The 23,854-nt window shown below is 73.1% G+C and carries 19 protein-coding genes; 14 read left to right on the top strand and 5 right to left on the bottom strand.

The window, feature by feature from the left end; all coding sequences use genetic code 11:
* Positions 1-50: 50 nt before the first annotated feature.
* The gene (locus ACIQCH_RS23260; RefSeq protein WP_402583708.1) at positions 51-1,403 is read right to left on the bottom strand and encodes a PQQ-binding-like beta-propeller repeat protein; all 1,353 of its coding nucleotides are present in this window, start codon (positions 1,401-1,403) and stop codon (positions 51-53) included.
* A 158-nt stretch (positions 1,404-1,561) separates the two neighbouring features.
* Positions 1,562-2,218 carry an N-acetylmuramoyl-L-alanine amidase gene (locus ACIQCH_RS23265; RefSeq protein ID WP_402583758.1) on the bottom strand — a complete coding sequence of 219 codons (657 nt, stop codon included), beginning with the start codon at positions 2,216-2,218 and terminating at the stop codon, positions 1,562-1,564.
* Positions 2,219-2,282: 64 nt separating this feature from the next.
* Between ACIQCH_RS23265 and mnmA the strand changes: the two genes are divergently transcribed.
* From mnmA to ACIQCH_RS23280, 3 genes are all read left to right on the top strand, one after another.
* The gene (gene mnmA / locus ACIQCH_RS23270; protein WP_402583710.1) at positions 2,283-3,413 is read left to right on the top strand and encodes a tRNA 2-thiouridine(34) synthase MnmA; all 1,131 of its coding nucleotides are present in this window, start codon (positions 2,283-2,285) and stop codon (positions 3,411-3,413) included.
* Between the two features lie 8 nt (positions 3,414-3,421).
* On the top strand, positions 3,422-3,571 hold the full coding sequence (locus ACIQCH_RS23275; RefSeq protein ID WP_402583712.1) for a hypothetical protein: 150 nt from the start codon (positions 3,422-3,424) through the stop codon (positions 3,569-3,571).
* Between the two features lie 91 nt (positions 3,572-3,662).
* Positions 3,663-5,144: an FG-GAP and VCBS repeat-containing protein gene (locus ACIQCH_RS23280; RefSeq protein ID WP_402583714.1), complete on the top strand. Its 1,482-nt coding sequence runs from the start codon at positions 3,663-3,665 to the stop codon at positions 5,142-5,144.
* Positions 5,145-5,231: 87 nt separating this feature from the next.
* On the opposite strand, the gene ACIQCH_RS23285 is transcribed toward ACIQCH_RS23280, so the two are convergent.
* Complete coding sequence (locus tag ACIQCH_RS23285) at positions 5,232-8,582, bottom strand: S8 family peptidase (protein ID WP_402583716.1); 3,351 nt, start codon at positions 8,580-8,582, stop codon at positions 5,232-5,234.
* 244 nt (positions 8,583-8,826) lie between these two features.
* Positions 8,827-9,747, bottom strand: coding sequence for a GlxA family transcriptional regulator (locus ACIQCH_RS23290; RefSeq protein ID WP_402583760.1), 921 nt, complete (start codon positions 9,745-9,747; stop codon positions 8,827-8,829).
* A gap of 406 nt (positions 9,748-10,153) precedes the next feature.
* Here ACIQCH_RS23290 and ACIQCH_RS23295 point away from each other — a divergent pair, with 406 nt between their 5' ends.
* The gene (locus ACIQCH_RS23295; RefSeq protein ID WP_402583717.1) at positions 10,154-11,077 is read left to right on the top strand and encodes an NADP-dependent oxidoreductase; all 924 of its coding nucleotides are present in this window, start codon (positions 10,154-10,156) and stop codon (positions 11,075-11,077) included.
* Between the two features lie 9 nt (positions 11,078-11,086).
* Here the strand turns inward: ACIQCH_RS23295 and ACIQCH_RS23300 are convergent, their stop codons facing one another.
* The gene (locus ACIQCH_RS23300) at positions 11,087-11,584 is read right to left on the bottom strand and encodes an ATP-binding protein (RefSeq protein ID WP_402583719.1); all 498 of its coding nucleotides are present in this window, start codon (positions 11,582-11,584) and stop codon (positions 11,087-11,089) included.
* Positions 11,585-11,796: 212 nt separating this feature from the next.
* Here ACIQCH_RS23300 and ACIQCH_RS23305 point away from each other — a divergent pair, with 212 nt between their 5' ends.
* The 10 genes from ACIQCH_RS23305 to ACIQCH_RS23350 all read left to right on the top strand — a co-directional run bounded on the left by ACIQCH_RS23305 (position 11,797) and on the right by ACIQCH_RS23350 (position 23,853).
* Positions 11,797-12,648, top strand: coding sequence for a helix-turn-helix domain-containing protein (locus tag ACIQCH_RS23305; RefSeq protein WP_402583721.1), 852 nt, complete (start codon positions 11,797-11,799; stop codon positions 12,646-12,648).
* Positions 12,649-12,651: 3 nt separating this feature from the next.
* Complete coding sequence (locus ACIQCH_RS23310) at positions 12,652-12,831, top strand: DUF397 domain-containing protein (protein ID WP_402583723.1); 180 nt, start codon at positions 12,652-12,654, stop codon at positions 12,829-12,831.
* Positions 12,832-12,866: 35 nt separating this feature from the next.
* On the top strand, positions 12,867-13,556 hold the full coding sequence (locus ACIQCH_RS23315) for an SDR family oxidoreductase (protein ID WP_402583725.1): 690 nt from the start codon (positions 12,867-12,869) through the stop codon (positions 13,554-13,556).
* Positions 13,553-14,545: a methionine synthase gene (locus ACIQCH_RS23320; protein ID WP_402583727.1), complete on the top strand. Its 993-nt coding sequence runs from the start codon at positions 13,553-13,555 to the stop codon at positions 14,543-14,545. The genes ACIQCH_RS23315 and ACIQCH_RS23320 overlap by 4 nt, the downstream gene beginning before the upstream one ends.
* Positions 14,546-14,567: 22 nt before the next feature.
* Positions 14,568-16,757, top strand: a complete 2,190-nt coding sequence (gene ligA, locus ACIQCH_RS23325; RefSeq protein WP_402583728.1) for an NAD-dependent DNA ligase LigA — start codon at positions 14,568-14,570, stop codon at positions 16,755-16,757.
* 326 nt (positions 16,758-17,083) lie between these two features.
* Positions 17,084-19,267, top strand: coding sequence for a putative bifunctional diguanylate cyclase/phosphodiesterase (locus ACIQCH_RS23330; RefSeq protein ID WP_402583730.1), 2,184 nt, complete (start codon positions 17,084-17,086; stop codon positions 19,265-19,267).
* Between the two features lie 133 nt (positions 19,268-19,400).
* Positions 19,401-21,686 (top strand): FG-GAP repeat domain-containing protein, encoded by a 2,286-nt coding sequence (locus ACIQCH_RS23335; protein WP_402583732.1) that lies wholly within the window; start codon positions 19,401-19,403, stop codon positions 21,684-21,686.
* Positions 21,687-21,816: 130 nt separating this feature from the next.
* The gene (gatC, locus tag ACIQCH_RS23340) at positions 21,817-22,113 is read left to right on the top strand and encodes an Asp-tRNA(Asn)/Glu-tRNA(Gln) amidotransferase subunit GatC (RefSeq protein WP_003955854.1); all 297 of its coding nucleotides are present in this window, start codon (positions 21,817-21,819) and stop codon (positions 22,111-22,113) included.
* 4 nt (positions 22,114-22,117) lie between these two features.
* The gene (gatA, locus tag ACIQCH_RS23345) at positions 22,118-23,614 is read left to right on the top strand and encodes an Asp-tRNA(Asn)/Glu-tRNA(Gln) amidotransferase subunit GatA (protein ID WP_030206754.1); all 1,497 of its coding nucleotides are present in this window, start codon (positions 22,118-22,120) and stop codon (positions 23,612-23,614) included.
* Entirely contained in the window at positions 23,611-23,853 is a 243-nt protein-coding gene (locus tag ACIQCH_RS23350; RefSeq protein WP_402583735.1) for a hypothetical protein, read from the top strand. The genes gatA and ACIQCH_RS23350 overlap by 4 nt, the downstream gene beginning before the upstream one ends.
* Position 23,854 lies beyond the last annotated feature (1 nt).

Consider the following 23,854-nt stretch of genomic DNA (forward strand, 5'->3'; position numbering starts at 1 on the left):
CCGGGACCCACCGCCCCCCGGACGCCCTGAACCGGGGGGCGGGCAGCCCGTCAGACGGGCTGGGTGGCGAACACGAAGAGGGCCCCGTCCTTGCGGACGACGGCGTACCCGTCCGTCGTGAACTGCGGCATCTCCTGGATTCCGGAGGTCAGCAGCTTCTTGTCGCGGGCGTCCAGCGCGGCTCCGGTGCCGTCCAGGTACGCGTAGAGGACGCCGTTGCCCGGCAGGGCGTTCGGCATGATGCTCACCTCGTCCGCGGCCTGGCGCCACAGCTCCTTGCCGGTCTCGGTGTCCCAGGCGACCGCGCCCTTGCCGTACTGCACCACAGCGGTCTTGCCGTCCGGGGAGACGGCGAGGCCGTCGTCGTCGACGGTGCCGTTGGTGTCGATGCCCGGCCCCTCGGCGAGCCGGCGGCCGCTCTTGAGGTCGATCAGCGTCATGACCGCGTTGGAATCGCCGTACGAGGACCATTCGAGGAGGGCCTTGTCGCCCCGGTACGGCATCAGCCGCGCGCTGGTCGCCTTGTCCGGCGTGACCAGCTTGGCGATGGCGGCCGGCGGGGTCATGCCCTTGGTGGTCCACGCCTTGTTGCCGGTGCGGATGTCCTTGGCGGTCAGCCAGTCGGCGTAGGGCTGGAAGGAGATGTCCTTCTCCGAGGAGTAGCCGAGCCCGGGGCCGACCGCGTCCTTGAGGTCGACGGTGGAGGCGTCGGTCTTCACGGGCTCCCCGCCGCCGATCGGGATGAAGGTGGCGCCGGAGCCGCTGGTGTCCACGAGGTGGCCGTTCCGCAGCGGGGTGGACATGTGGGCGTCCCCGTCGAAGGTCGAGCTCCCCAGCTTCTCGCCGGACGGCGCGTACATGGTCAACACGGTTTGGGTGGAGGCCTTCTTCAGGCCTCCCGCCGGGGTGTCGACGCGGTTGCGGACCAGCAGGGCCGGCGAACCGTCCCGCCACTCACCCACCTGTACGAGGGCCGTCGCCGTGGAGGACGTGGACCCGCTGCTCTCCGCGGGGAGCGGGAACTCGAACTTCTTGCGCAACTGCCCGCTCTTCGCGTCGAGGAGCCGGGCGGTGAAGGTGCTCGTGCCCGCCTGCCCGTTGCGGTAGCCGGTGACGACGACGGCGTCCCCGACCGTGCAGACGCCGCGGTCCGACGTGTCCTCCTCGGACGCCTTGCTCGCGCAGGCGGCCGACTCCTCGCCCGCCAGGCTCCAGGCCGGCCGCGCGGCCAGCCCGGGCACCGGCTTGCCCTGGTAGGCCGGGCCCTTCGGCGCGGCCTCCGCGGCCTTCCCCTTCTGCCCGCCGCCGGCCTTGGCATCGGTGTCCGCCCCTGCGGAGCACCCGGTCACGAGACCCGCGGAGAGCACCAGACCGAGTGCCACCGTCGTCCGTATGTAGTTCAACTTCCTTGCCCGTCTACTTTCTTGAGTGGTCGCGCCGGACGGACCACCCTACTTCGATCATGAACTGCCCCCGCCCGGCACGCCGGCACATCGGCACATCGGCACGCCGGCGCGACGGGCGCTCGGCCCGTCCGCGGCTTCAGGAGGGGGGTGGGGACTCAGCCCGCGTGCGGCTTCAGCGCGGCCCGGACCAGCTCGATGTAACGGTCCCAGTCCCAGTGCGGGCCCGGGTCGGTGTGATCGGCGCCGGGGACCTCGCTGTGGCCGATGATGTGGCTGCGGTCGGCCGGGAAGCCGTACCGGCGGCAGACGTCCGCGGCCAGTCGCGCCGAGGACGCGTACATGGCGTCGGTGAAGTCCCGGGGGCGGTCCACGAAGCCGACGTGCTCTATGCCGACGCTGCGCTCGTTCATCGAGCGGTTGTCGGCGTGGAAGGCCACGTCCAGCTCGCGCACCATCTGCTCGATGTGCCCGTCCTTGTCGACGATGTAGTGCGCCGAGGCCTTGTGGAAGGGGTTGCGGAAGGCGTCCACCGAGCCCTTGAAGCCGCCCTGCGTGACGTGCACGACGATCCGGTCGATCCGGTAGTCGGCCGGCCGGTCGGCCATCCGCCAGTTCGCCGGGGAGGCCGCGGTCCACCGCGCGCCCTTGTGGTCGAGCTCACCCTCCTTGCGGGGCTTGGAGACGCCGGGCAGCAGCCAGTAGCCGCGCTCTATGTTGTCCCGCTCGGCCACGCCCACGCCCACGAGCACGCCCAGCCCCGTGATCAGCAGCGCCCGTCGCGCCGGTCCCTTTTTCTTGCCCGCCACACGCATCACCCCCGCCGGGTAAGAACGCCTGTGCCCCGTGCACGGTTCCCCCCGTACTCTGGTGGGTGCTATGACTCAGAATCCGCAGCCGCGCCGTCCCCTCCGCGTACTCGCCGCCATGTCCGGCGGCGTGGACTCCGCCGTCGCCGCCGCCCGCGCCGTCGAAGCGGGCCACGACGTCACCGGCGTCCACCTCGCGCTCTCCGCGAACCCGCAGTCCTTCCGCACCGGTGCCCGCGGCTGCTGCACGATCGAGGACTCCCGCGACGCCCGCCGGGCCGCGGACGTGATCGGCATCCCGTTCTACTGCTGGGACCTGGCAGAGCGGTTCCGCGAGGACGTGGTCGAGGACTTCGTCGCCGAGTACGAGGCCGGCCGGACCCCGAACCCGTGCCTGCGCTGCAACGAGAAGATCAAGTTCGCCGCGCTGCTCGACAAGGCCCTCGCCCTCGGCTTCGACGCCGTCTGCACCGGCCACTACGCCACGGTCGTGGAGAACCCGGACGGCACGCGCGAGCTGCACCGCGCCTCCGACATGGCCAAGGACCAGTCGTACGTCCTCGGCGTCCTCGACGAGCGGCAGCTGGCCCACGCCCTGTTCCCCCTCGGTGACACGATCACCACCAAGGAGGAGATCCGGGCCGAGGCGGAGGCCCGCGGCCTGGCGGTCGCGAAGAAGCCCGACAGCCACGACATCTGCTTCATCGCCGACGGCGACACCCAGGGCTTCCTCGCGAAGCGGCTCGGCACGGCCGAGGGCGACATCGTCGACGAGGCGGGCACGAAGCTCGGCTCCCACGACGGCGCGTACGGCTTCACGATCGGCCAGCGCAAGGGCCTGCGCATCGGCCACCCGGCGCCCGACGGCAAGCCGCGCTACGTCCTCGACATCTCGCCCGTGACCAACACCGTCACGGTCGGCCCCGCCGAGGCCCTCGACGTCGGCGCCCTGACCGCGATCAAGCCCCGCTGGTGCGGTGCGACCCCGGCGGCCCCGGGCACGTACACCGCCCAGCTGCGCGCCCACGGCGGCGAGACCGAGGTGTACGCCGAGGTCGTCGACGGCGAGCTGCGCGTCCGCTTCACCGAGCCGGTCCGCGGCGTCGCCCCCGGCCAGGCCATCGTCCTGTACGACGGCACCCGCGTCGTCGGCTCCGCCACCATCGCCGCGACGACCCGCGCGACGGCCGCGGCGGTCTGAGACCGGCCGTGGACGCCTCCGCCGAACACCGCGAGGCACTCGCCAAGGCGCGCGAGATCGTCGACGACCACGAGCGCCGGTTCGGGCCGCTGCCCGAGGACGCCCTGGAAGAGGCGCGGCGCGTGTGGAGAGGCACGGGGGCCGCTCCGTCGGACTGAACCGGACCCGATGGGTCCGGCCTCCCGGTGATCGCCTACAGTCCCTCCGCACCGCCCGTGCGGGCGGGTGTGGAGCACTTGGGGAGGGAACATGCGCATGCGCCGGGAATGGGCTGCGCTCGCCGTCGCGGTGGCGACGGCGGCGGGTTCGGTGCTGGTCGGGGCGGGCTCCGCGGTGGCGGTGGTGCCGACCGCCGCGAAGGCCGCGACCGCGGCCGCCGCGCCGGTCACGCACAAGAGCGACTTCAACGGCGACGGGTACGAGGACTTCGTCACCAGCGCCCCGGCCGCGACCATCGGCGGCAAGGCGGGCGCGGGCTACGTGGCCGTCGTACCGGGCGGCCCGAACGGCCTGGTCACGGCCCAGCGCAAGGTGATCAGCCAGGCGACGGCCGGCGTCCCCGGCGACCCGGGCACGGCCGACAACTTCGGGTACGCGCTGGCGACGGGGGACTTCAACGGCGACGGGTACGACGACCTCGCGGTCGGCACCCCGTACGACCGCGTCGGCGCCACGCCGTCGTCCGGCGACCCGGGCTCGGTGACGGTGCTCTACGGCAGCGCCGCCGGGCTGGTGAAGGCGGCCCGGACCATGGGGACCTCGAAGCACCTCGGCATCGGTCTCACGGCGGCGGACATGGACGGCAACGGCCGGCCGGAGGTCGTCGCCAGTGAGCACCGGGTCCCCGGCTATGGCGGCCTGAACCGGTACACGGTGCCCAAGGGCGGCACCGCGCTGACCAAGACCGCCGACTCCACGTCGTGGGGGGAGTACGGCCTGGCGGCCGGCGACGTCGACGGTGACGGCAAGGACGACGTGGCGGCCCAGTTCGTGGCCCTGGGCGACGTGCCGGTGCTGAGCGTGTTCCACGGCGGCAAGCTCGACGACGACGTGGCCTGGGAGCCGCAGGAGTGGGGTGGCGCCGACACCGCCATGGGCGACCTCGACCGGGACGGCAAGGCCGAGGTGGTGGTGGGCCGCCCGTACAGCACGCGCCGCGCGGAGGGCGGTGACGTGGCCGTCTGGAAGGGCCGGTCGACCGGCCTGACCGATCTCGCCACGCGGATCATCACCCAGGCCACCGCCGGGGTCCCGGACATCGCGGAGGAGGGCGACAGGTTCGGTGACTCGGTCGCCCTCGGCGACGTGAACGGCGACGGCCACCTCGACCTGGCCGTCGGCGTCCCGGGCGAGAACTCCGGGGACGTCCTGGACACGGGCTCCGTGACCGTGCTGCGTGGCAGCGCGACGGGCATCGTCACGGCCACCGACGGGGTCGTGCTGACGCAGAACTCCGCGGGTGTTCCGGGCAGCTCCGAGCTCCAGGACAAGTTCGGCTGGACCGTGGGCCTGCGGGACTACACCAAGGACGGCAAGGCAGAGCTGGCCGTCTCCGCGACGGGTGAGAACAACACGGACACGCAACAATGGCCGTACTTCGGCGACGGTGCCGTGACCGTGCTGCGGGGCTCCGTCACCGGCACCACCGCCACCGGCGCCCAGTCCCTCACGGCCGCGACCTTCGGCGTCAGCCCCGCCGGGCAGCCCTTCGGCTGGGCCTTCGCCCGCTGAGGCCGGCCCCGTAGGAGCCGGGAACGCCGACGGCCCGCCGGAGCGCAGATCGCTCCGGCGGGCCGCCGGCGTCACATCAGAGGTCGATCACCCCGCGTAGTACGCCCGCAGGATCGTCACCTCGTGCCGGTTGCCCTGCTTGTCCACGGCCGTGGCGCGGAAGGACACCGCCCCGCCCTTGCCGGGGTTCGCCACGCTCACCGCGCCGTTCCTCACGGGCAGCTTCTGCCAGCTGCGGCCGTCGTCGTACGAGTACCAGACGGTCAGCGAGCCCAGGTTCCGGCCCGCGGCCGAGCCCTGCACGGTGACCGGGACCGTGACCGTCCGCCCGGCCGGCGAGGTGCCGTCCAGGGCCACCCGCGGCGTGAAGCGGACCACCGAGGCCGGCAGCTGCGTCGCGTCGGCGGTCTTCGCCGAGCGGAAGGTCCAGCTGGCCACGACCTTGGTGGAGGTCCGCGACACCGCCGGGTCACGCTCGACGGTGCTGGTCAGCTTGTACGCGGCGTCGCCCGCGGGCACCTTGAACGGGTCGCCCAGCGGCTCGTCCTTGCGCCCGATCTCGGCGCCGTCGCGGTAGAGCACCGTCCGGGCCCTGGTGAGGAGGGACCCGCCCGCGTGGCCGGCGCCGTCGGCGAGGATCGGCAGGTACCCGCTCAGGGTGTTGCCCTTGCGGGAGATGCCCAGGTCGGGGCCGAGCGCGGGGCCGAAGACGCCGGTGTTGAACGTCTCGCGGTAGGAGTGCCCGGCCTTGTACTCGACGGTCTGACCGGAGTAGGTCGCCTCCATGATCGGGAAGCCCTGCTCGTCGCGGCCGCCGTACTGCTCGGCGTTGATCTGCCAGGCCGCCTCCCGGGCCGCCAGGTGCAGGGTGACCGTGGTGGGCAGCTTGCGGGTGAACGTCGTCCCGCTGCTGCCGCCGCCCCCGGGGATCATGCCGAAGGCGGTCAGGCCGCTCTCCTTGCCCGGGTTGTCCACGCCGACCGTGACCTTGACCGTGGCCAGGTCCTTGTCCTTGAAGCGCCGGACGTAGCCGGTGGCCAGGCGCTCCGTCTTGCCCCCGAGCGCGGCGTGGTACTCCTCCTGGGAGCCGTACGACCAGTGCGTGTCGAACTGCTGTACCAGGGAGCCGTCGGTGATCGCGGGCCCGGCGTGGGCGGTGTAGAACCCGTCGTACGAGTTCAGCCACCAGCCGAAGCCGGTGCCGCCGTCCCGGTCGGTGACCGTGTACGACGGGGCGGCGAACTCGGTGGTCGCGGTGCGCGCCGGGACGGTGATCACCACCGGCTTCGCGGTGCGGGCGTCGAGGGTGACCGCGGTGTCCTTGGTGACGTCCAGCCGCGGCCGGGCGACGGCGCTGACGCCCTTGGTGGCGTCCTTAGGGTCGTTCGCGATGCCGGAGTCGAGGACGTACCGGCCCTTGGGCACGCGCAGCGAGGCCGTGCCGGAGGCGTCGAACGGGCTGAGCCAGGTGCCGCTGCCGAGCCCGCTGATGCCGGCCAGGCTGCTGAAGTAGTCGGTGGCCGGCTTGCCGTCGCGGCCGACGAACTTCAGCGTCAGGTCGTACGACTCGACCTCGCGCTCCACCGCGGCCGCGGTACGTACGCTCTGGCCGCCGCCGGTGGCGGTCACGTACGCCGAGTAGGCCCCGTCCCGCGTGCCCCCGAGCCGGGTGTCGGCGGTCAGGCCCACGGCCGCCGTGCCGTGCGCCGGGACGGTGACCCGCTTCGCGCCGAGGGTGAAGAAGCCGGCCGGGGCGGGCTTGCCGTCGGGGCGGGCGGTGGCCACGGACAGCGCGAGGGTGACGGGCGCGCCGGTGAGGTTGCGGTACGTGACCTTCTTCGTGACCGGCTTGTCGTCGGTGTGCGGCCACTCCTGCTTGGCGAAGCCGACGGACACCGGCTCGGCGACGACCTTCTGGTGCAGCGCCTTGTCGACGGCGATGCGGCCGCTGCCCTGCTCGAAGGCGGTGTAGGCGCCCGGCTTGGTGGAGGCGGTCAGCACGCCCTTGAGGTCGGCGCCCTTCCACGTCGGGTGCTGCTGCTTGAGCAGCGCCGCGGCGCCCGCGACGTGCGGGGTGGCCATCGAAGTGCCGGAGATCGTCAGGTAGCCCTTCGGCTCCTGGCCGACCTCCTTCTCGATGACGCTGCCGGGCGCGGCGGCCGCGGTGATGTCCACGCCGGGGGCGGTGACGTCCGGCTTGATGGCGCCGTCGCCCACGCGCGGGCCGCGGCTGGAGAAGTCCGCCAGCTTGTCGTGGTCGTCCACCGCGCCGACGGTGAGGGCGGCCTCGGCGCTGCCGGGCGAGCCGACGGAGCCGGGGGCGCCGGCGTTGCCGGCCGCGATCGCGAAGAGGACGCCCTTCTCCTTGCTCAGCCGGTTGACGGTGGCTTCCATCGGGTCGATGCCCGGCTGGTCGGCGCCGCCGAGGCTGAGGTTGATGACGTCGGCGCCCTGGGCGACGGCCCACTCCATGCCGGCGATGATGCCGGAGTCGTCGCCGGAGCCGCCGTCGTCGAGGACCTTGCCGTTCAGCAGGGTCGCGCCGGGGGCCACGCCCCTGAACTTCCCGCCCGAGGCGGCGCCGGTGCCGGCCGCGATGGAGGCGACGTGGGTGCCGTGGCCGAAGTGGTCGGTGACGTCCGCGGCGAGGCTGAAGTTCCGCTGCGCGACGACCTTGCCCTTGAGGTCGGGGTGGGTGGCGTCGACGCCGGTGTCGAGGACGGCGATCTTGACGCCCTTGCCGTCGTACCCGGCCGCCCAGGCCTTGTCCGCGCCGATCTGCCGGGTCGACCTGTCGAGGCTCGCGGTGCGGATGCCGTCGAGCCACACGCGGGCGATGCCGGCGGCGGTGGTGCGGGAGGCGCTGCCCGACTGCGCGCGGGTGAGGGCGTTCCACACGGCGGTGGAGCCGCGCTGCGCGGTGGTGACGGCCTCGGCGTTGAGGGCGCCGAGGGTGCGGCGGACCGTGCTGCCCTTGGTCCGGTGCAGCTCGGTCTTCGCGTCGCCGCCGGCGCCCTCGTACTGGACGATCAGCTGCAGCCCGCCGTGCCGGGCGCGCCGGTACTCGGGGCGGGCGAGCTCGGTGATGTCGAAGAGCCGGGCGTCCAGCTTGCCGGCGTCGATCAGGCGCTGGGCGTCGTACGGGACCACGCGGACGTGTCCGTCCACGCGCTGCACGGACACCGGGACGCCCTCGCGGCCCTTGGCACGCTCGATGCCGTACGGGCGGCCCTTGGCGTCCACGAGGACGCGGTCGCCGGTGATCAGCGCGATGCGGGTGGTGCCCTTGGTGGTGCCGGCCTTCGCGGCCGCGGCGCCGGCCGAGGTGGCCGGTGCGGCGGGTGCGGCGACGGCGGGGCTGGTCAGGCCCGCGGCCAGCGCCACGGTGGCGGCTGCGGCGACGGTCGCCGCACCCGCCCTCTTGAGTCGACTCTGCACGTGTCATCCCCCCTGGATGAAGGGTCGTCGGCACGGGGGGACAGGTCGGCCCCCGGCAGAGGCAGTATCTGCACGGGAGTTCGACCAGCTCAACAGAGTGGCTCAATATGGCAGTTGTGGCGGTTGCGACACGGCCGGATCGGAACGGTCCGTCACGCGGCGGTCGCGGGACGGTCATGGGGCGGTCATACGGGGCGCGGCGGTACGGGGCGCGGTCGTACGGCGCGCGGTTCGTACGGCGCGGTCACAGGGCGGCGGGCTCGCGGGCCTGGAACGTGCGGCGGTAGGCGATCGGCGAGATGCCGAAGGCGGCGCGCATGTGCTGGCGCAGCGAGTTGCCCGACCCGAACCCGGCCCGGTGCGCGACCAGATCGACCGGAAGATCGCTGGTCTCCAGGAGTCCGCGGGCCAGTTCGAGCCGCTGCGCGGTCAGCCACTGCACCGGCGTCATCCCGACCTCGTCCCGGAACCGCCGGGTGAACGTCCGTACGCTCATCCCCGCGTGGTCCGCCAACTCCGCCAGCGTCAGCGGCTGTTCCAGCCGGTCCAGCGCCCAGGCCCGGGCCTCCGAGGTGGTCGCGAGGGTCGGCTCGGGCACGGGCCGCTCGATGTACTGCGCCTGGCCGCCGTCGCGCCACGGCGGCACCACGCACAGCCGGGCCGTCAGGTTGGCCACCGCGCTGCCGTGGTCGCGGCGCACGAGGTGCAGGCAGAGGTCCACGCCGGCGGCCACCCCGGCGGAGGTGAGCAGGTCCCCGTCGTCGACGAAGAGCACGTCCTCGTCGAGCTTCACGCGCGGGAAGGCCCGCCGGAAGTCCAGGGCGTCCACCCAGTGGGTGGTCGCGGGCCGGCCGTCCAGCAGCCCGGCGGCGGCCAGCACGTGCGAGCCGGTGCAGATGGACACCAGGCGGGTGCCGGGCCGGATCCGGGCCAGGGCCTCGTGGAGGTGCGCGGGCAGCGGGGCGCCCTGGAGCAGCTCGTCCATGCCGTGGGTGGGCGGGACGATCACGGTGTCGGCCCACTCCAGCGCCTCGGGGCCGGCCGCGCCCGAGATCAGGAACCCGGAGTCGCTGGCCACCGGCTGCCCGTCCGCAGTGCAGACCACGACCTCGTACAGCCGCCGCCGGTCCTCCCCGAAGGCCATGCCGAAGACGCGGGCCGGCATGCCGAGCTCGAAGGCGGGAACGCCGGGCAGGGCCAGCACGGCGACCTTGTGCGCGGCGGGCGGCGTGGGCGGGAGGTCGTCGGCGTGGACGAGCTCCGCGGGCAGGACCGGGTCCCCGGGCTCCCAGTGCGGGCCGCGGGCGGCGCCTGTGGCGGGGGACGCGGGGGTGGCTGGCGTGGCGGAGGTGGTGGGGGTGCCCGGGCGTGCCGCCCCGGCGGCCTTGGCCGCGTCGGCCGCCGCGGCCGCGGCGCCGGGGGCGGAGGGGTGCGGATGCGGGTCAGTGGCCATGGCCAGATTCTGTCACATCATGGCCATCCGGCCAGGACCACGCGAGGCCCCCCGACCCCACAGTGGACACGTCGCACCAGTTCAGCGGCCCGGACGGGCCACGAAGGAGAGAATCGACATGCGTGCTGTGGTCATCAGCGAGTTCGGCGGTCCCGAGGTCCTGAAGGTGTCCGAGGTCGCCAAGCCGGAGCCCGGACTCAACGAGATCCTGGTCCGCGTCCACGCCGCCGGCGTCAACCCGGTCGACTGGAAGACCCGCGCCGCGGACGCCCTGATCGCCTGGGGCGAGACCCGGATCAGCGGCTGGGACGTCTCCGGCACCGTCGAGGCGGTCGGCCCCGGCGTGACCCTGTTCGCCCCGGGCGACGAGGTCTTCGGCATGCCGCGCTTCCCGCTGCCGGCCGGCGGGTACGCCGAGTACGTCGCCGCCCCCGCCCGCCACTTCGCCCGCAAGCCGGCCGAGCTGTCCCACGCGGAGGCCGCGGCCGTGCCGCTGGCCGCCCTGACCGCCTGGCAGGCCCTGACGGACACCGCGGGCGTCGAGCCCGGCCAGCGCGTGCTCGTCCACGCGGCCGCCGGCGGCGTCGGCCACTTCGCCGTCCAGATCGCCAAGGCCCTGGGCGCCCACGTCATCGGCACCGCGAGCGCCGCCAAGCACGACTTCGTGCGCTCCCTGGGCGCCGACGAGGTCATCGACTACCGCACGACCGCCTTCGAGGAGGTCGTCTCCGACGTCGACGTCGCCATCGACACCGTCGGCAACGGCTACGGCGCCCGCTCCCTGAAGGTCCTCAAGCCCGGCGGCACCCTGATCACCCTCAACGGCCCGGACGAGATCCCGGCCGACGCCGAGGCCTTCCGTACGGGCTGGACCCTGGTCGAGCCGGACTTCCACGGCATGAACGCGATCGCCGCCCTGGCCGCCGAGGGCAAGCTCAAGCCCGCCCTCGACACGGTCCTGCCCCTGGAGGAGGCGGCCAAGGCCCACGAGATCGTCGAGCAGGGCCGCACGACCGGCAAGGTCGTCCTGTCCGTCGCCTGACCTCCCGCTTCACGCGGCGAGCGCCGTGACGGGCGCGGGCGGCGGCCACTCCGGCCCGCCGCCCGCCCGCAGCTCGAACCACACGGTCTTCCCGCCGACCCCGAACAGCCGCTCGTCGAGGGCGCAGCCGCCCCAGTGGTCGGCGACCAGCTCCAGCAGGGCCGTCCCGCGCCCGTGCTCCGTCTCCCCGTCCGGCGGCTCCGCCGCCGGCATCGGGAACACCGGGCTGGTGTCGGACACGCTCACCCGCAGCACGGGATGCGCCCACCGCAGCCGCATCGACGCGGGCCCGGCGGTGTGCCGCACGGAGTTCGTGGCCAACTCGGAGGCCAACAGCTCGGCCCGGTCGGCCAGTTCGTCCAGTCCGTGCGCGGCGAGCACGGCGAGCAGGGCCGTCCGCGCCACCCAGGGTGCGCGCGGGTCCTGGGGGAAGTGCAGCTCGTACTCCCACGGTTCGGTGTAGGGGATGGGGAGCGGGTGGGGGGTGTTTCGGTCTTCCGGATTCACGCAGGCACCTCCATGTGCGGCGTGAGGGGCCCCTGTTCGCGGTGGCATGCCGACGGTCGCCGGTGCACTTCCGCTGTGGGGCGGTGGCTTCGTTTCGAAGGTAGCGCCAGATCTCACACGTGTGCCATCGCTTCACTCTAACTAGTTAGATGTTTGGGTCCAGTGGACGGGCCTGCCCCGGGATGGGCAGACTGTGCGCGAGGGGAGAGCCCATGGCACCGAAGCAATCACCGACGGTCCGTCAGCGTCGGTTGGGCACACAGCTGCGCCGCCTCCGCGAGGCCGTGGGCATGAACGCGGTGGAGGCCGGAGGCCTGCTGGGAGCTGACCGGACCCAGATCTCGAACATCGAAGCGGGTCGCTTCGGAATCAGCGCGGAACGCGTGCGACGCTTTGCGGCCATCTACGAGTGCGAGGACACGGCACTCGTCGATGCCTTGGTCGCCATGACGGGCGGGCGAAAGGGCAGGTGGTGGGAGGAGTACCGGGGCAAGATTCCGCCCGGCTTCCTGGACGTGTCCGAGCTCGAACACGACGCGCTGCGCCTGCACACGGTGCAGACGGCACATCTGCCCGGCCTGTTCCAGATCGAGGAGCACGCGCGGGCCATCTTCGACCTCATCGTGCCGGCGCTCCCGCGTCTGGAGGTCGAATTGCGCGTTGCTCACCGGATGGCCCGGCAGTCGGTCGTCATGGGGCCGAACCCGCGGCCGTACTTCGGCGTCATCCACGAGGCGGCGCTGCGGATGGAGATCGGCGGTCGCGACGTGGCGCGTCGCCAGTTGCAGGCACTGCTGGCCGCCACAGAGCGGGACAACGTCACGCTGCGGGTCATCCCGTTCTCGGCGGGAGGATTTCCGATGGCGGGCGACACCATCCTCTACGCGGAAGCGGCCCACCTTCAGCTGGACACGGTTCATTTGGACTCTCCTGCTGGCGCCGTGTTCGTCGATTCCCCGACCCAACTGGCCAACTTCCGCAGGCGCATGGCTATGGTCGAGAAGGTCGCCCTGCCCGAGGCCGCGTCGACCGATTTCATCCGATCGATCGTCCGAGAGCCCTGAGCCATGCCCGAGCCCGTCTGGATCAAGTCCTCCTACTCCGAGGAGGGCGGCAACAACTGCGTCGAGGTCGCTCCCCTCGGCCCCCGAATAGGCGTCCGGGACAGCAAGCGCCCGGAGCCCGTCGTCAGCCTCGCCCCCGCCGCCTTCACCGCGTTCCTCGGCCACCTGCGGGCCCGCCCCTGACCTGCGGGCCTCCCGGTGATGCGAGCATTGCCGGTATGGCTACTCACCTCATCACCGGTGCCGGTTCCGGGATCGGCGCGGCCGTGGCGCGCCGGCTGCACGAGCGCGGCGACGACCTCGTGCTGCTCGCCCGCGACGCCGCCCGCGGCAAGGAGCTCACCGCCCGCTACCCCGGCTCCCGCGCCCTCGTCGGCGACCTCGCCGACCCCGACCGGCTCTCCTGGGCCTTCTCGCACCAGGCCCTGCCCGACCGGCTCGACTCCCTGCTGCACGTCGCCGGGATCGTCGACCTCGGCCCGGTCGGCGAGCTGCGCCCCAAGACCTGGCACCAGCAGCTCAACGTGAACCTGATCGCCCCGGCCGAGATCACCCGGCTGCTCCTGCCGGTCCTGCGGGCCTCCCGGGGCCAGGTGGTCTTCGTGAACTCCGGCGCCGGTCTCAACGCGCACGCGGACTGGAGCGCGTACGCCGCCTCCAAGCACGGCCTGAAGGCCCTCGCCGACTCGCTGCGCGCCGAGGAGAAGCCCAACGGCATCCGCGTCACCACCGTCTACCCGGGCCGCACCGCCACCCCCATGCAGGCCAAGGTCCGCTCCCAGGAGGGCAAGGACTACGACCCGGCGGACTGGATCGACCCCGAGTCGGTGGCGACCACGATCCTGATGGCCGTCGACCTGCCGCGCGACGCCGAGGTCAACGACCTCTCCGTGCGGCCCGGCCGATGAGCGGGTACGGCGGCGGGGCCACCGGGGTCGGCTCGCTGCCCGGCGGGGACGCCCGGGAGGCCGCCAAGACGGTCACCGGCAGCTTCGAGGAGCTGCCGTACCTGGCCGAGCTGCCCGGCCGCGGGCCCGGCGCGGACATGATCGGCCGCTCGCTCGGGATGCTGGTCGACATGTACGCGCACGTCGAGCCCAGCGGCTGGCGGATCAGCGACCGGCCCGGCCGGGACACCAAGCGGGCCCGGTCCTGGCTCGGCGAGGACCTCGACGCGCTGGAGGAGTTCACCCAGGGCTACCAGGGGAAGCTGAAGGTCCAGGCCGTCGGCCCCTGGACCCTGGCCGCCGCGCTGGAGCTGCGCACCGGCGAGGCCATGGTGCAGGACGCCGGCGCCTGCCGCGACCTGGCCGGCTCCCTGGCCGAGGGGCTGCGCGAGCACCTGGCGGACGTGCGCAAACGCATCCCGGGCGCGGAGGTCGTGCTCCAGCTCGACGAGCCCTCGCTGACCGCCGTCCTGCAGGGCCGGGTGCGCAGCGCGAGCGGCTACCGCACGTACCGGGCCGTGGACCGGCAGGTGGTCGAGGGCGCGCTGCGCGACCTCGTCGCGGTCCACGACGGGGACGTGATCGTGCACTCCTGCGCGCCCGACGTGCCCTTCGCGCTGCTGCGGCGGGCCGGGGTCGCGGGAGTGTCGTTCGATTTCTCGCTGCTCACCGAGCGCGAGGACGACGCGATCGGCGAGACCGTCGAGGACGGCGTGAAACTGTTCGCCGGAGTGGTGCCCACCACCGACGTCCCGTTGTCAGACCCTGCCGGTAGCGTCATGGGTGTCAGGAAGCTTTGGCGCAGGCTGGGGCTGTCCCCGGGCATCCTCGCGGAGTCCGTGGTGGTCACTCCCGCGTGCGGGCTGGCGGGCGCTTCGCCCGCTTATGCCAGGGCGGCCATGGCGCATTGCGTCAGGGCGGCGAGGTCCCTCGCCGACAACCCTGAGTGATCGATACGGGAGGACCAGGGGCATGGCAGCCGAACAGCAGGAGAGCACGGTACCGGCGCAGGTGCGCGAGCAGCACCAGCTGCTGGCCGAGCAGGTCGAGGAGCACCGCTTCCGGTACTACGTGAAGGACCAGCCGGTCGTCAGCGACGCCGAGTTCGACAAGCTGCTGCGGTCCCTGGAGGCGCTCGAGGAGCAGTACCCGGAGCTGCGCACCCCCGACTCGCCCACCCAGAAGGTGGCGGGGGCGTACGAGACGGAGTTCACCGCCGTCGAGCACCGCGAGCGGATGCTGTCCCTGGACAACGCCTTCGACGACGAGGAGCTGGCGGCCTGGGCCGAGCGGGTGGCCCGGGACGTGGGCGCCTCCGCGTACCACTACCTCTGCGAGCTCAAGGTCGACGGCCTCGCCGTGAACCTGACGTACGAGCACGGGCGGCTGACGCGCGCGGCCACCCGTGGCGACGGCCGCACCGGCGAGGACATCACGCCGAACGTGCGCACGATCGCGGAGATCCCCGACCGCCTCACGGGCGACCGGATCCCGGAGCTCGTGGAGATCCGCGGCGAGGTCTACTTCCCGATGGAGGCCTTCGAGGGTCTCAACGCCCGCCTGGTCGAGGCCGGCGACAAGCCCTTCGCCAACCCGCGCAACGCGGCGGCCGGATCGCTGCGCCAGAAGGACCCCAAGGTCACCGCGAGCCGGCCGCTGCACATGGTGGTGCACGGCATCGGCGCCCGCGGGGGCTTCGACATCGACTGCCTGTCGCACGCGTACGAGCTGCTGCGCGAGTGGGGCCTGCCCACCGCCCGGCACAACCGGGTGGTCTCCTCGCTGGCGGAGGTGCGGGAGTTCATCGCCCACTTCGGCGAGAACAGGCATTCGGTGGAACACGAGATCGACGGCGTGGTCGTCAAGCTCGACGAGATCCCGCTCCAGGGGCGGCTCGGCTCCACCTCCCGGGCCCCGCGCTGGGCGATCGCCTGGAAGTACCCGCCGGAGGAGGTCAATACGAAGCTGGTGGACATCCGCGTCGGCGTCGGCCGCACCGGCCGCGTCACGCCGTACGCGGTGGTCGAGCCGGTGACGGTGGCGGGCTCGGAGGTGGAGTTCGCCACGCTCCACAACCAGGACGTGGTCAAGGCCAAGGGCGTGCTGATCGGCGACACGGTCGTGCTGCGCAAGGCGGGTGACGTGATCCCCGAGATCCTCGGGCCGGTCACCGACCTGCGCGACGGCACCGAGCGGGAGTTCGTGATGCCCGCCCGCTGCCCCGAGTGCGACACCGACCTGCGGCCGATGAAGGAGGGGGACATCGACCTGCGCTGCCCCAACTCCCGCTCCTGCCCGGCGCAGCTGCGCGAACGGCTGTTCTACCTGGCCGGCCGCAAGTGCCTGGACATCGAGAACTTCGGGTACGTGGCCGCGGTCGCACTCACCCAGCCGCTGGAGCCCGCCGAGCCGCCGCTGCGCGACGAGGGCGACCTGTTCGACCTGACCGTCGAGCAGCTGCTGCCCATCAAGTCGTACGTGCTCGACCCCGACACCGGGCTGCCCAAGCGGGACCCGAAGACCGGTGAGGAGAAGGTCGTCACCTTCTTCGCCAACCAGAAGGGCGAGCCCAAGACCAACACCCTCGCCATGCTGGCCAACATCCAGGCCGCCAAGGAGCGACCGCTGGCCCGCATCCTCACGGGCCTGTCCATCCGCCACGTGGGTCCGGTGGCCGCCGAGGCGCTGGCCCGCGAGTTCCGTTCCATCGACCGCATCGAGCAGGCCACCGAGGAGGAGCTGGCGGCCGTCGAGGGCGTCGGTCCCACCATCGCCGCCTCGCTCACGCAGTGGTTCGAGGAGGAGTGGCACCGCGAGATCCTGCGCAAGTGGCGGGCCGCGGGCGTCCGGATGGAGGACGAGGGTGCCGGCGAGGACCAGGGCCCGCGCCCGCTGGAGGGCCTCACCGTCGTGGTCACCGGCACCCTGGCCGGGCACACCAGGGACGGGGCCAAGGAGGCGCTGGTCAGCCGCGGGGCGAAGGTGACCGGCTCGGTCTCGAAGAAGACCTCGTTCGTGGTCGTGGGCGAGAACCCCGGCTCCAAGTACGACAAGGCCGTGGCGGCCAAGGTGCCGATCCTCGACGAAGCCGGATTCGCCGTCCTGTTGGAGCAGGGACCGGACGCCGCGCGCGAGGCCGCACTTCCGGTTGCGGGGGAATAGGGAGAAGCACGGAGGGGCGGGGTAGAGAAGGAGGAGAAGAAGCGGACGACAAGGGGTAGCCAGCCCCCGGTGGCCTGTCGGATCATCAGATGGGTGACAGGGGGGTCCTGGTCCAATCTCACCCGTTCGGCGAATACCGTACTGATGAGGATGGCTGGGTCGCATTCGGGCAACCGTTGCCGACCGCTGCCCCTGGGAGCCTCCTGCAGCCTACTGTTGAGGGGTGCGCCTGTCGTGCACGGCTGCGTGGTGCAATTCCAGCCGTGATGGCATGACATCGGGGCCATCGCGTGGCATCGGCATCGCCGGCTGTGAGAGGGACGGGCATGAAACCCACCGAAAGCGCCGACCCGTCACCAGAATTCGGCGGGGAGCTGCTACCGCCCGGACGGGTGGGCAGGCTGGGCGTCCTGGGTGCCAGGACGCACGCGATGCTGCCGCTCGACATCGGAGCGGGGCGGCGCCGCGTGCTGCCCGCCGCCATCGTCGCGGCGGGCGTCCTCGTCCTGGCCGCCGGCATCGTGCTCGGACTCGGCGACGGCAACGCGCTCTTCCCCGGCGACACGGTCGGCTGGTGCTTCGCACTCCTCACCGGGATCATCGTCGGCCACCTGGTCGCCCTCGGCCGGGACCGGTGGTGGGGCGGCACCGGCTCCGGCGCCGCCCTCACGCTCGGCGTCCTGCTGCTCTACGGGTGGGTGCCCGCCGGGCTGGTGAGCCTCGCGGTGGTCTCGCTGGTCGGGGCCGCCCGCCGGCACCGCTGGAAGCAGGGCCTGCTGCACGGCTCCGTGGACGTCCTCGGCATCGGCGCCGGCGCCCTGGTGATGGCCGCCTTCGGGGAGTCCCCGACCGTCGAGTACCCGTGGCTGCCCGCCCAGTGGGGCGTCGACGCCATCCCCGAGGTGGCCCTGGTGGCCGTCGCGTACCTGGCGGTGACCCGGGTGCTGCTGTGGTTCGCCACCGCCCCGCGCGGCGGGGGGCTGCCCACCGTGGCCCGCACCGCGATGGTCCGTCAGGGCCTCGTCGCGATCGCTCTGTTGGGCATCGCACCGCTCATCTGCGTGGTCGCGATCAGCCTGCCCGTGCTGCTCCCGCTGTTCGCCGTACCGCTCATCGCCCTCGACTCCACCCTCTGGATCGCCCGGGCCCGGGCCGAGGAGCAGCTGCGCGACCCGCTCACCGGCCTGCCCAACCGGCAGTGGCTGCTGGAGCGCGCCTGGACCGCGCTGGACGAGGCTGAACGTATCGGCACCCGGTCCGCCCTCGTCCTCATCGACCTGGACCGGTTCCGCGCGGTCAACGACACGCTGGGCCACCTCGCGGGCGACCGGCTGCTGCTCCAGATCGCCGAGCGCCTCCAGAAGGCCCTGCCCGGCCAGGCCGAGGCCGCCCGGCTGGGCGGCGACGAGTTCGCCGTCCTCCTGCCGCTCGCCGACTCCACCACCAGCGCCCAGCGGGTGGCCCGCCACCTGGTCGCCGAGCTGTCCTCCCCGCTCGACCTGGACGGGCTCACCCTCGTCCTGGAGGCCAGCGCCGGCCTCGCGGTCTTCCCCGACCACGCCCTCGACGCCGAGGGCCTGCTGCGCCGCGCCGACGTCGCGATGTACCAGGCCAAGCGCGACCGCACCGGCGTGGAGGTCTACGAGTCCAAGCGGGACTCCAACACCCCCGACCGGCTCGGCCTCCTCGGCGACCTGCGCCGCGCGCTCGACGCCGGCGAGGTGGAGCTCCACTACCAGCCCAAGGTCCGCTTCGACGGCCAGGTCGCCGGCCTCGAGGCGCTGGTCCGCTGGGTGCACCCCGAGCGCGGCCGCGTCCCCCCGGACGAGTTCATCGCCATCGCCGAGACCTCCGGCCTCATGCCCCACCTGACCGAGTACGTGCTGGAGACCGCCCTCGCCCAGGTCGCCCGGTGGCGCGCCCAGGGCCTGAAGGTCCCGGTCGCCGTGAACGTCTCCCCGCGCGACGTCCACACCCCCGGCTTCGCCGGGGCCGTCGCCGCCCGGCTGGCCCGCCACGGCGTCCCGGCCGGCGCCCTCCAGCTCGAGATAACCGAGCACGTGCTGCTGGAGGACCCCCAGCGGGCCGCCGACACCATGGCCGGCCTCACCGGCCACGGCGTGAAGATGTCGCTGGACGACTTCGGCACCGGCTACTCCTCGCTGGTCCACCTGCGCCGGCTGCCGGTCAGCGAGCTGAAGATCGACCGGTCCTTCGTCGCCCGGCTCGCGGTGGACGCCCAGGACGCCGAGATCGTCCGCTGCACCGTCGACCTCGCCCACTCGCTCGGCCTCCTCGTGGTCGCCGAGGGCGTCGAGGACGACGAGACCTGGGAGCGGCTGCGCGACCTGGGCTGCGACGCGGTCCAGGGCTGGCTGGTGGCGGCCGCGATGCCGCCCGCCGAGGCCACCGCCTGGCTGCTGGCCCGCGGCGAGCGCGGCTGGCGCCGTCCCGCCGACATCACCGCGGAGCTCTCCGCCGCCTCGTCCTCGGAGACCCCCGCCCAGTGATCCCGCCCAGTGATCCCCGCCCAGTGGCCCCCTCGCCGTGCCCCGCAGGCCGGTGACGACCCCTCGGATTCCGGACACGTGGCTGTTGTAGGCTCCCCCCACTTCGCTTGAAGTTCGAACTGGGGGGCCCTACTTGAACAAGCGTTCTCTCCGTCGTGCCTGCGTGGTCGCGCTCGGCCCGGCACTCGTCCTCGGCGCCACCGCACCGTCCGCGCTCGCCGGGCCGACCGCCCCGGCCCCGGCCGCGGCGGCCGTGACCACCGACCCCGTCCAGCCCGGTGCCTGGGGCGCCGCGACCCAGGCCGTGCCGGCCGGCGAGAACACGTCCTTCGCGATGGCCTCGGCCGCCGACGGCACCGTGGCCGCCCTGCGCGACCGCGCGACGAACCCGTCGACCACCGCCGAGATCCGCACCCTCACCGTCATGGTCCGGCCCGCCGGCGGCACCACCTGGGGCGCCTCCGTCGTCCTGACCACCAAGGCCGACTGGTGGCACAACCGCCTCACCGCCCAGGGCGACGGCTCCTTCGTCGCCTCCTGGCTGGAGCGCGGCGAGGGCAGCGAGGCCGTCCTCAAGGCCGCCACCCTGGCACCGGGCGCCACCACCTGGAGCGCCCCCACGACCGTCACCACGCTGGGCTGGTGGCCCGACGCCGTCCAGGTCTTCGGCAGCGCCACGGGCCGCCTCACGGCCGCCTGGGCCGAGAAGGCGACCGGGGGCATGCAGGTGCGCCTCACCGAGCGCGCCGCGCCCGGCGAGGCCTGGTCCCAGCCAGCCCTCGTCGACACCGTGAAGGGCACCGGCGAGGAGGGCGACGGCGGGGAGTGGTACCTGACCGGCCTGTCCGGCGCCGTGGACAAGAACGGCAACGCCGTCCTCGTCTGGAACATGGACGACGCCCAGCGCGACGTCGCCCCCGCCAAGGACGGCTCGCCCGCCCCCGCCGCGGCCGCCGCGGCCATCGACTACCACTCGCGGATCATGGAGCGCCCGGCGGGCGCGGCCGCCTGGGGCGAGGCGAAGGACCTGGCGGTCGTCGACGGCACCGGCCCCGCCGGGATGCGCGTCGACGCCCACCCGGCCGGCGGCTTCACCCTCGTGTGGGGCCACTTCAGCTACGCGCAGGACGACCGCGCGGTCCGCTTCGCCCGCCAGAGCGTCGCCGGCGGTGCCTGGAGCGCGGCCGAGCTCACCCCGTTCACGGGGAACGACGCGCCCCGCAGCGACCTGCCCCGCCCGCTCGTCGGCCCGAAGGGCGAGGTCACCCTCGTCACCGCCCCGTACGGCGCCCGGAAGGTGCTCTCCGCCACCCGCGACGCCGCCACCGGCGCGTGGTCCGCACCCGCCCAGCTCGACGACCGCTACCCGGAGTTCCAGGGCAAGGTCAGCACCGGCATCGGCACGGACGGCACCGCGTACGCGGGCTGGACCGTCCGGCTCGGCGAGGGCTCGTACGCCTACGTCACCTCCTTCCGCACCCCCACCGGCTGGTCCGCGCCCAAGGCGCTGGCGACCACGCCCCGCACGGGCGTCGCGGACCCGGTCTTCGGCGTCCTCGCCGTCTCCGGCACCCGCCCGACCGTCCTGTGGAGCACGTACCACAAGCCGCTGTACGCCGTCTCGGGCGTCGCCCGCCCGGTGCCCCGCTACCGGGACCTCAGCGACGACGCCAGGGCCGACGTCCTCTCCCTGACCGGCACCACCCTCACCCGCTACCTCGGCGACGGTGCGGGCCACCTCGCCCGGGGCACCACCCACACCGCCTCGGTCACCACCGGCTGGACGGCCGGCACCCGGTTCGCCGCCTTCGGCGACCTCAACGGCGACCGCGTCAACGACGTCCTCGCCGTCCTCCCCACGGGCGAGGCCCGGATGTACCAGACCCCCGCGGGCCGGCTGCCCGCGCCGGCCTCCCCGTACAAGAAGGTCAGCGCCGACTGGCGCGGGTACGACGTCCTCACCAGCCCCGGCGACCTGACCGGTGACGGCCGGGCCGACCTCCTGGTCCGGGAGAAGGCCGGCGGCACCCTGTGGCTGTACCCGGGCAGCGGCACCTTCGGTTTCGCCTCCCGCGTCAAGATCGGTCCGGGCTGGAACGCGTACACCCGGGTGATCGGCGCCGGGGACCTCGACGGCGACGGCCGCGGCGACGTGCTGGCCCTGGACGGCTCCGGCGAGCTGTGGCGCTACAACGGCACCGGCAAGGGCACGCTGACCGCCCGCGCGCTGGTCTTCCGCGACTGGGGCAAGACCTACAAGCAGCTGCTCGGGGCCGGTGACCTCAACGGCGACGGCAGGGCCGACCTGCTGTCCGTCGACTCCTCCGGGGTGGCCCGCTTCAACCCCGGAAACGGCCGCGGCGGCTTCGGCGACCGCGTCCGGATCTCCTCCGGCTGGACCGGCCGCACCGTGTCCTGACGCCCGGCCGACCCCGCGCCCGGGCCCTTCCGAGGGCCCGGGCGCGCCAAACCGTTTCGTGGCATGCGGCCGGTGCCCCATAGGATTGGGCCCGAAACCTACACACTCACCACCCTCAGAGGATCGCTGCATGCCTGGCATCACGCGCGAGGAGGTCGCCCACCTCGCTCGGCTGGCGCGTCTGGAGCTGTCCGGCGACGAGCTGGACCACTTCGCCGGTCAGCTGGACGACATCATCGGCGCGGTCGCCCGCGTCGCCGAGGTCGCCGACCAAGACGTACCGCCGACCTCCCACCCGCTGCCGCTGACGAACGTCATGCGCGCGGACGAGGTCCGTCCTTCGCTCACCCCCGAGCAGGCGCTTTCCGGTGCTCCCGCCCAGGAGCAGCAGCGTTTCAAGGTGCCGCAGATCCTGGGGGAGGACTAAGACCATGGCCGACAACATCATCAAGCTCACGGCCGCCGAGATCGCCGCGAAGATCGCCTCGGGCGAGCTCACGGCCGTCGAGGTGACCGAGGCCCACCTGGCCCGCATCGACGCCGTCGACGAGAAGGTGCACGCCTTCCTGCACGTCGACCGCGAGGGCGCGCTGGCCCAGGCCCGCGCCGTCGACGAGAAGCGCGCCCGCGGCGAGGAGCTCGGCCCGCTGGCCGGCGTCCCGCTCGCCCTGAAGGACATCTTCACCACCAAGGGCGTGCCCACCACGGTCGGTTCCAAGATCCTCGAGGGCTGGATCCCGCCGTACGACGCCACCCTGACGCGCAAGCTGAAGGAAGCCGACGTCGTCATCCTCGGCAAGACCAACATGGACGAGTTCGCCATGGGGTCCTCCACCGAGAACAGCGCCTACGGCCCCACCGGCAACCCGTGGGACCTCACCCGCATCCCCGGCGGCTCCGGCGGCGGCTCCTCGGCGGCCCTGGCCGCGTACGAGGCCCCGCTGGCCATCGGCACCGACACCGGCGGCTCCATCCGCCAGCCCGCGGCCGTGACCGCGACCGTCGGCGTGAAGCCCACCTACGGCGGCGTCTCCCGCTACGGCATGGTGGCCTTCTCCTCGTCCCTGGACCAGGGCGGCCCGTGCGCCCGCACCGTCCTCGACGCGGCCCTGCTGCACGAGGTCATCGCCGGCCACGACCCGCTGGACTCCACCTCCATCGACGCCCCGGTCCCGCCGGTCGTCGAGGCGGCCCGCAACGGCTCGGTGGCCGGCATGCGCGTCGGCGTCGTCAAGCAGTTCCGCGGCGAGGGCTACCAGGCCGGCGTCGTGCAGCGCTTCGACGAGTCGGTCGAGCTCCTCAAGGAGCTCGGCGCCGAGATCGTCGAGCTGGACTGCCCGTCCTTCGACCTGGCGCTGGCCGCGTACTACCTGATCGCGCCGTCCGAGTGCTCCTCGAACCTCGCCCGGTTCGACGCCATGCGCTACGGCCTGCGGGTCGGCGACGACGGCACCAAGTCCGCCGAGGACGTCACCGCCCTGACCCGCGAAGCCGGCTTCGGCGACGAGGTCAAGCGCCGCATCATCCTCGGCACGTACGCGCTCAGCTCCGGCTACTACGACGCGTACTACGGCTCGGCCCAGAAGGTCCGCACGCTCATCACGAAGGACTTCGAGAAGGCCTTCGAGCAGGTCGACGTGATCGTCTCCCCGACGACCCCGACCACCGCCTTCGCGATCGGCGAGCGCGCCGACGACCCGATGGCGATGTACCTCGCGGACCTGTGCACCATCCCGACCAACCTGGCCGGCAACTCCGCCATGTCGCTGCCCTGCGGCCTGGCGCCGGAGGACGGCCTCCCGGTCGGTCTGCAGATCATCGCCCCCGCCATGAAGGACGACCGCCTGTACAAGGTCGGTGCCGCCGTCGAGGCCGCCTTCGTCGAGCGCTGGGGTCACCCGCTGCTGGAGGAGGCACCGTCGCTGTGAGCAACGCACTCGCCAAGGCCAAGGGCTTCAAGAAGTCCAAGTCCGGCACGTACCTGTCCATCGGCACCACCGCCTTCGGGGCCTTCAGCGTGATCAAGCAGGCCAAGAAGGCCCGCAAGGAGCACGACGCGCTGGTGCTCGTCGACGCCGTGGTGTCCGCCGCCGCCATCGTCACCGGCCTCGCGATCCTGTACCGGGAGCTCAAGCGCCTGGGCGACGACGACGTCCTGCTGGGCTGAG

Source organism: Streptomyces sp. NPDC093225, from assembly GCF_044753805.1.
GTDB lineage: Bacteria > Actinomycetota > Actinomycetes > Streptomycetales > Streptomycetaceae > Streptomyces.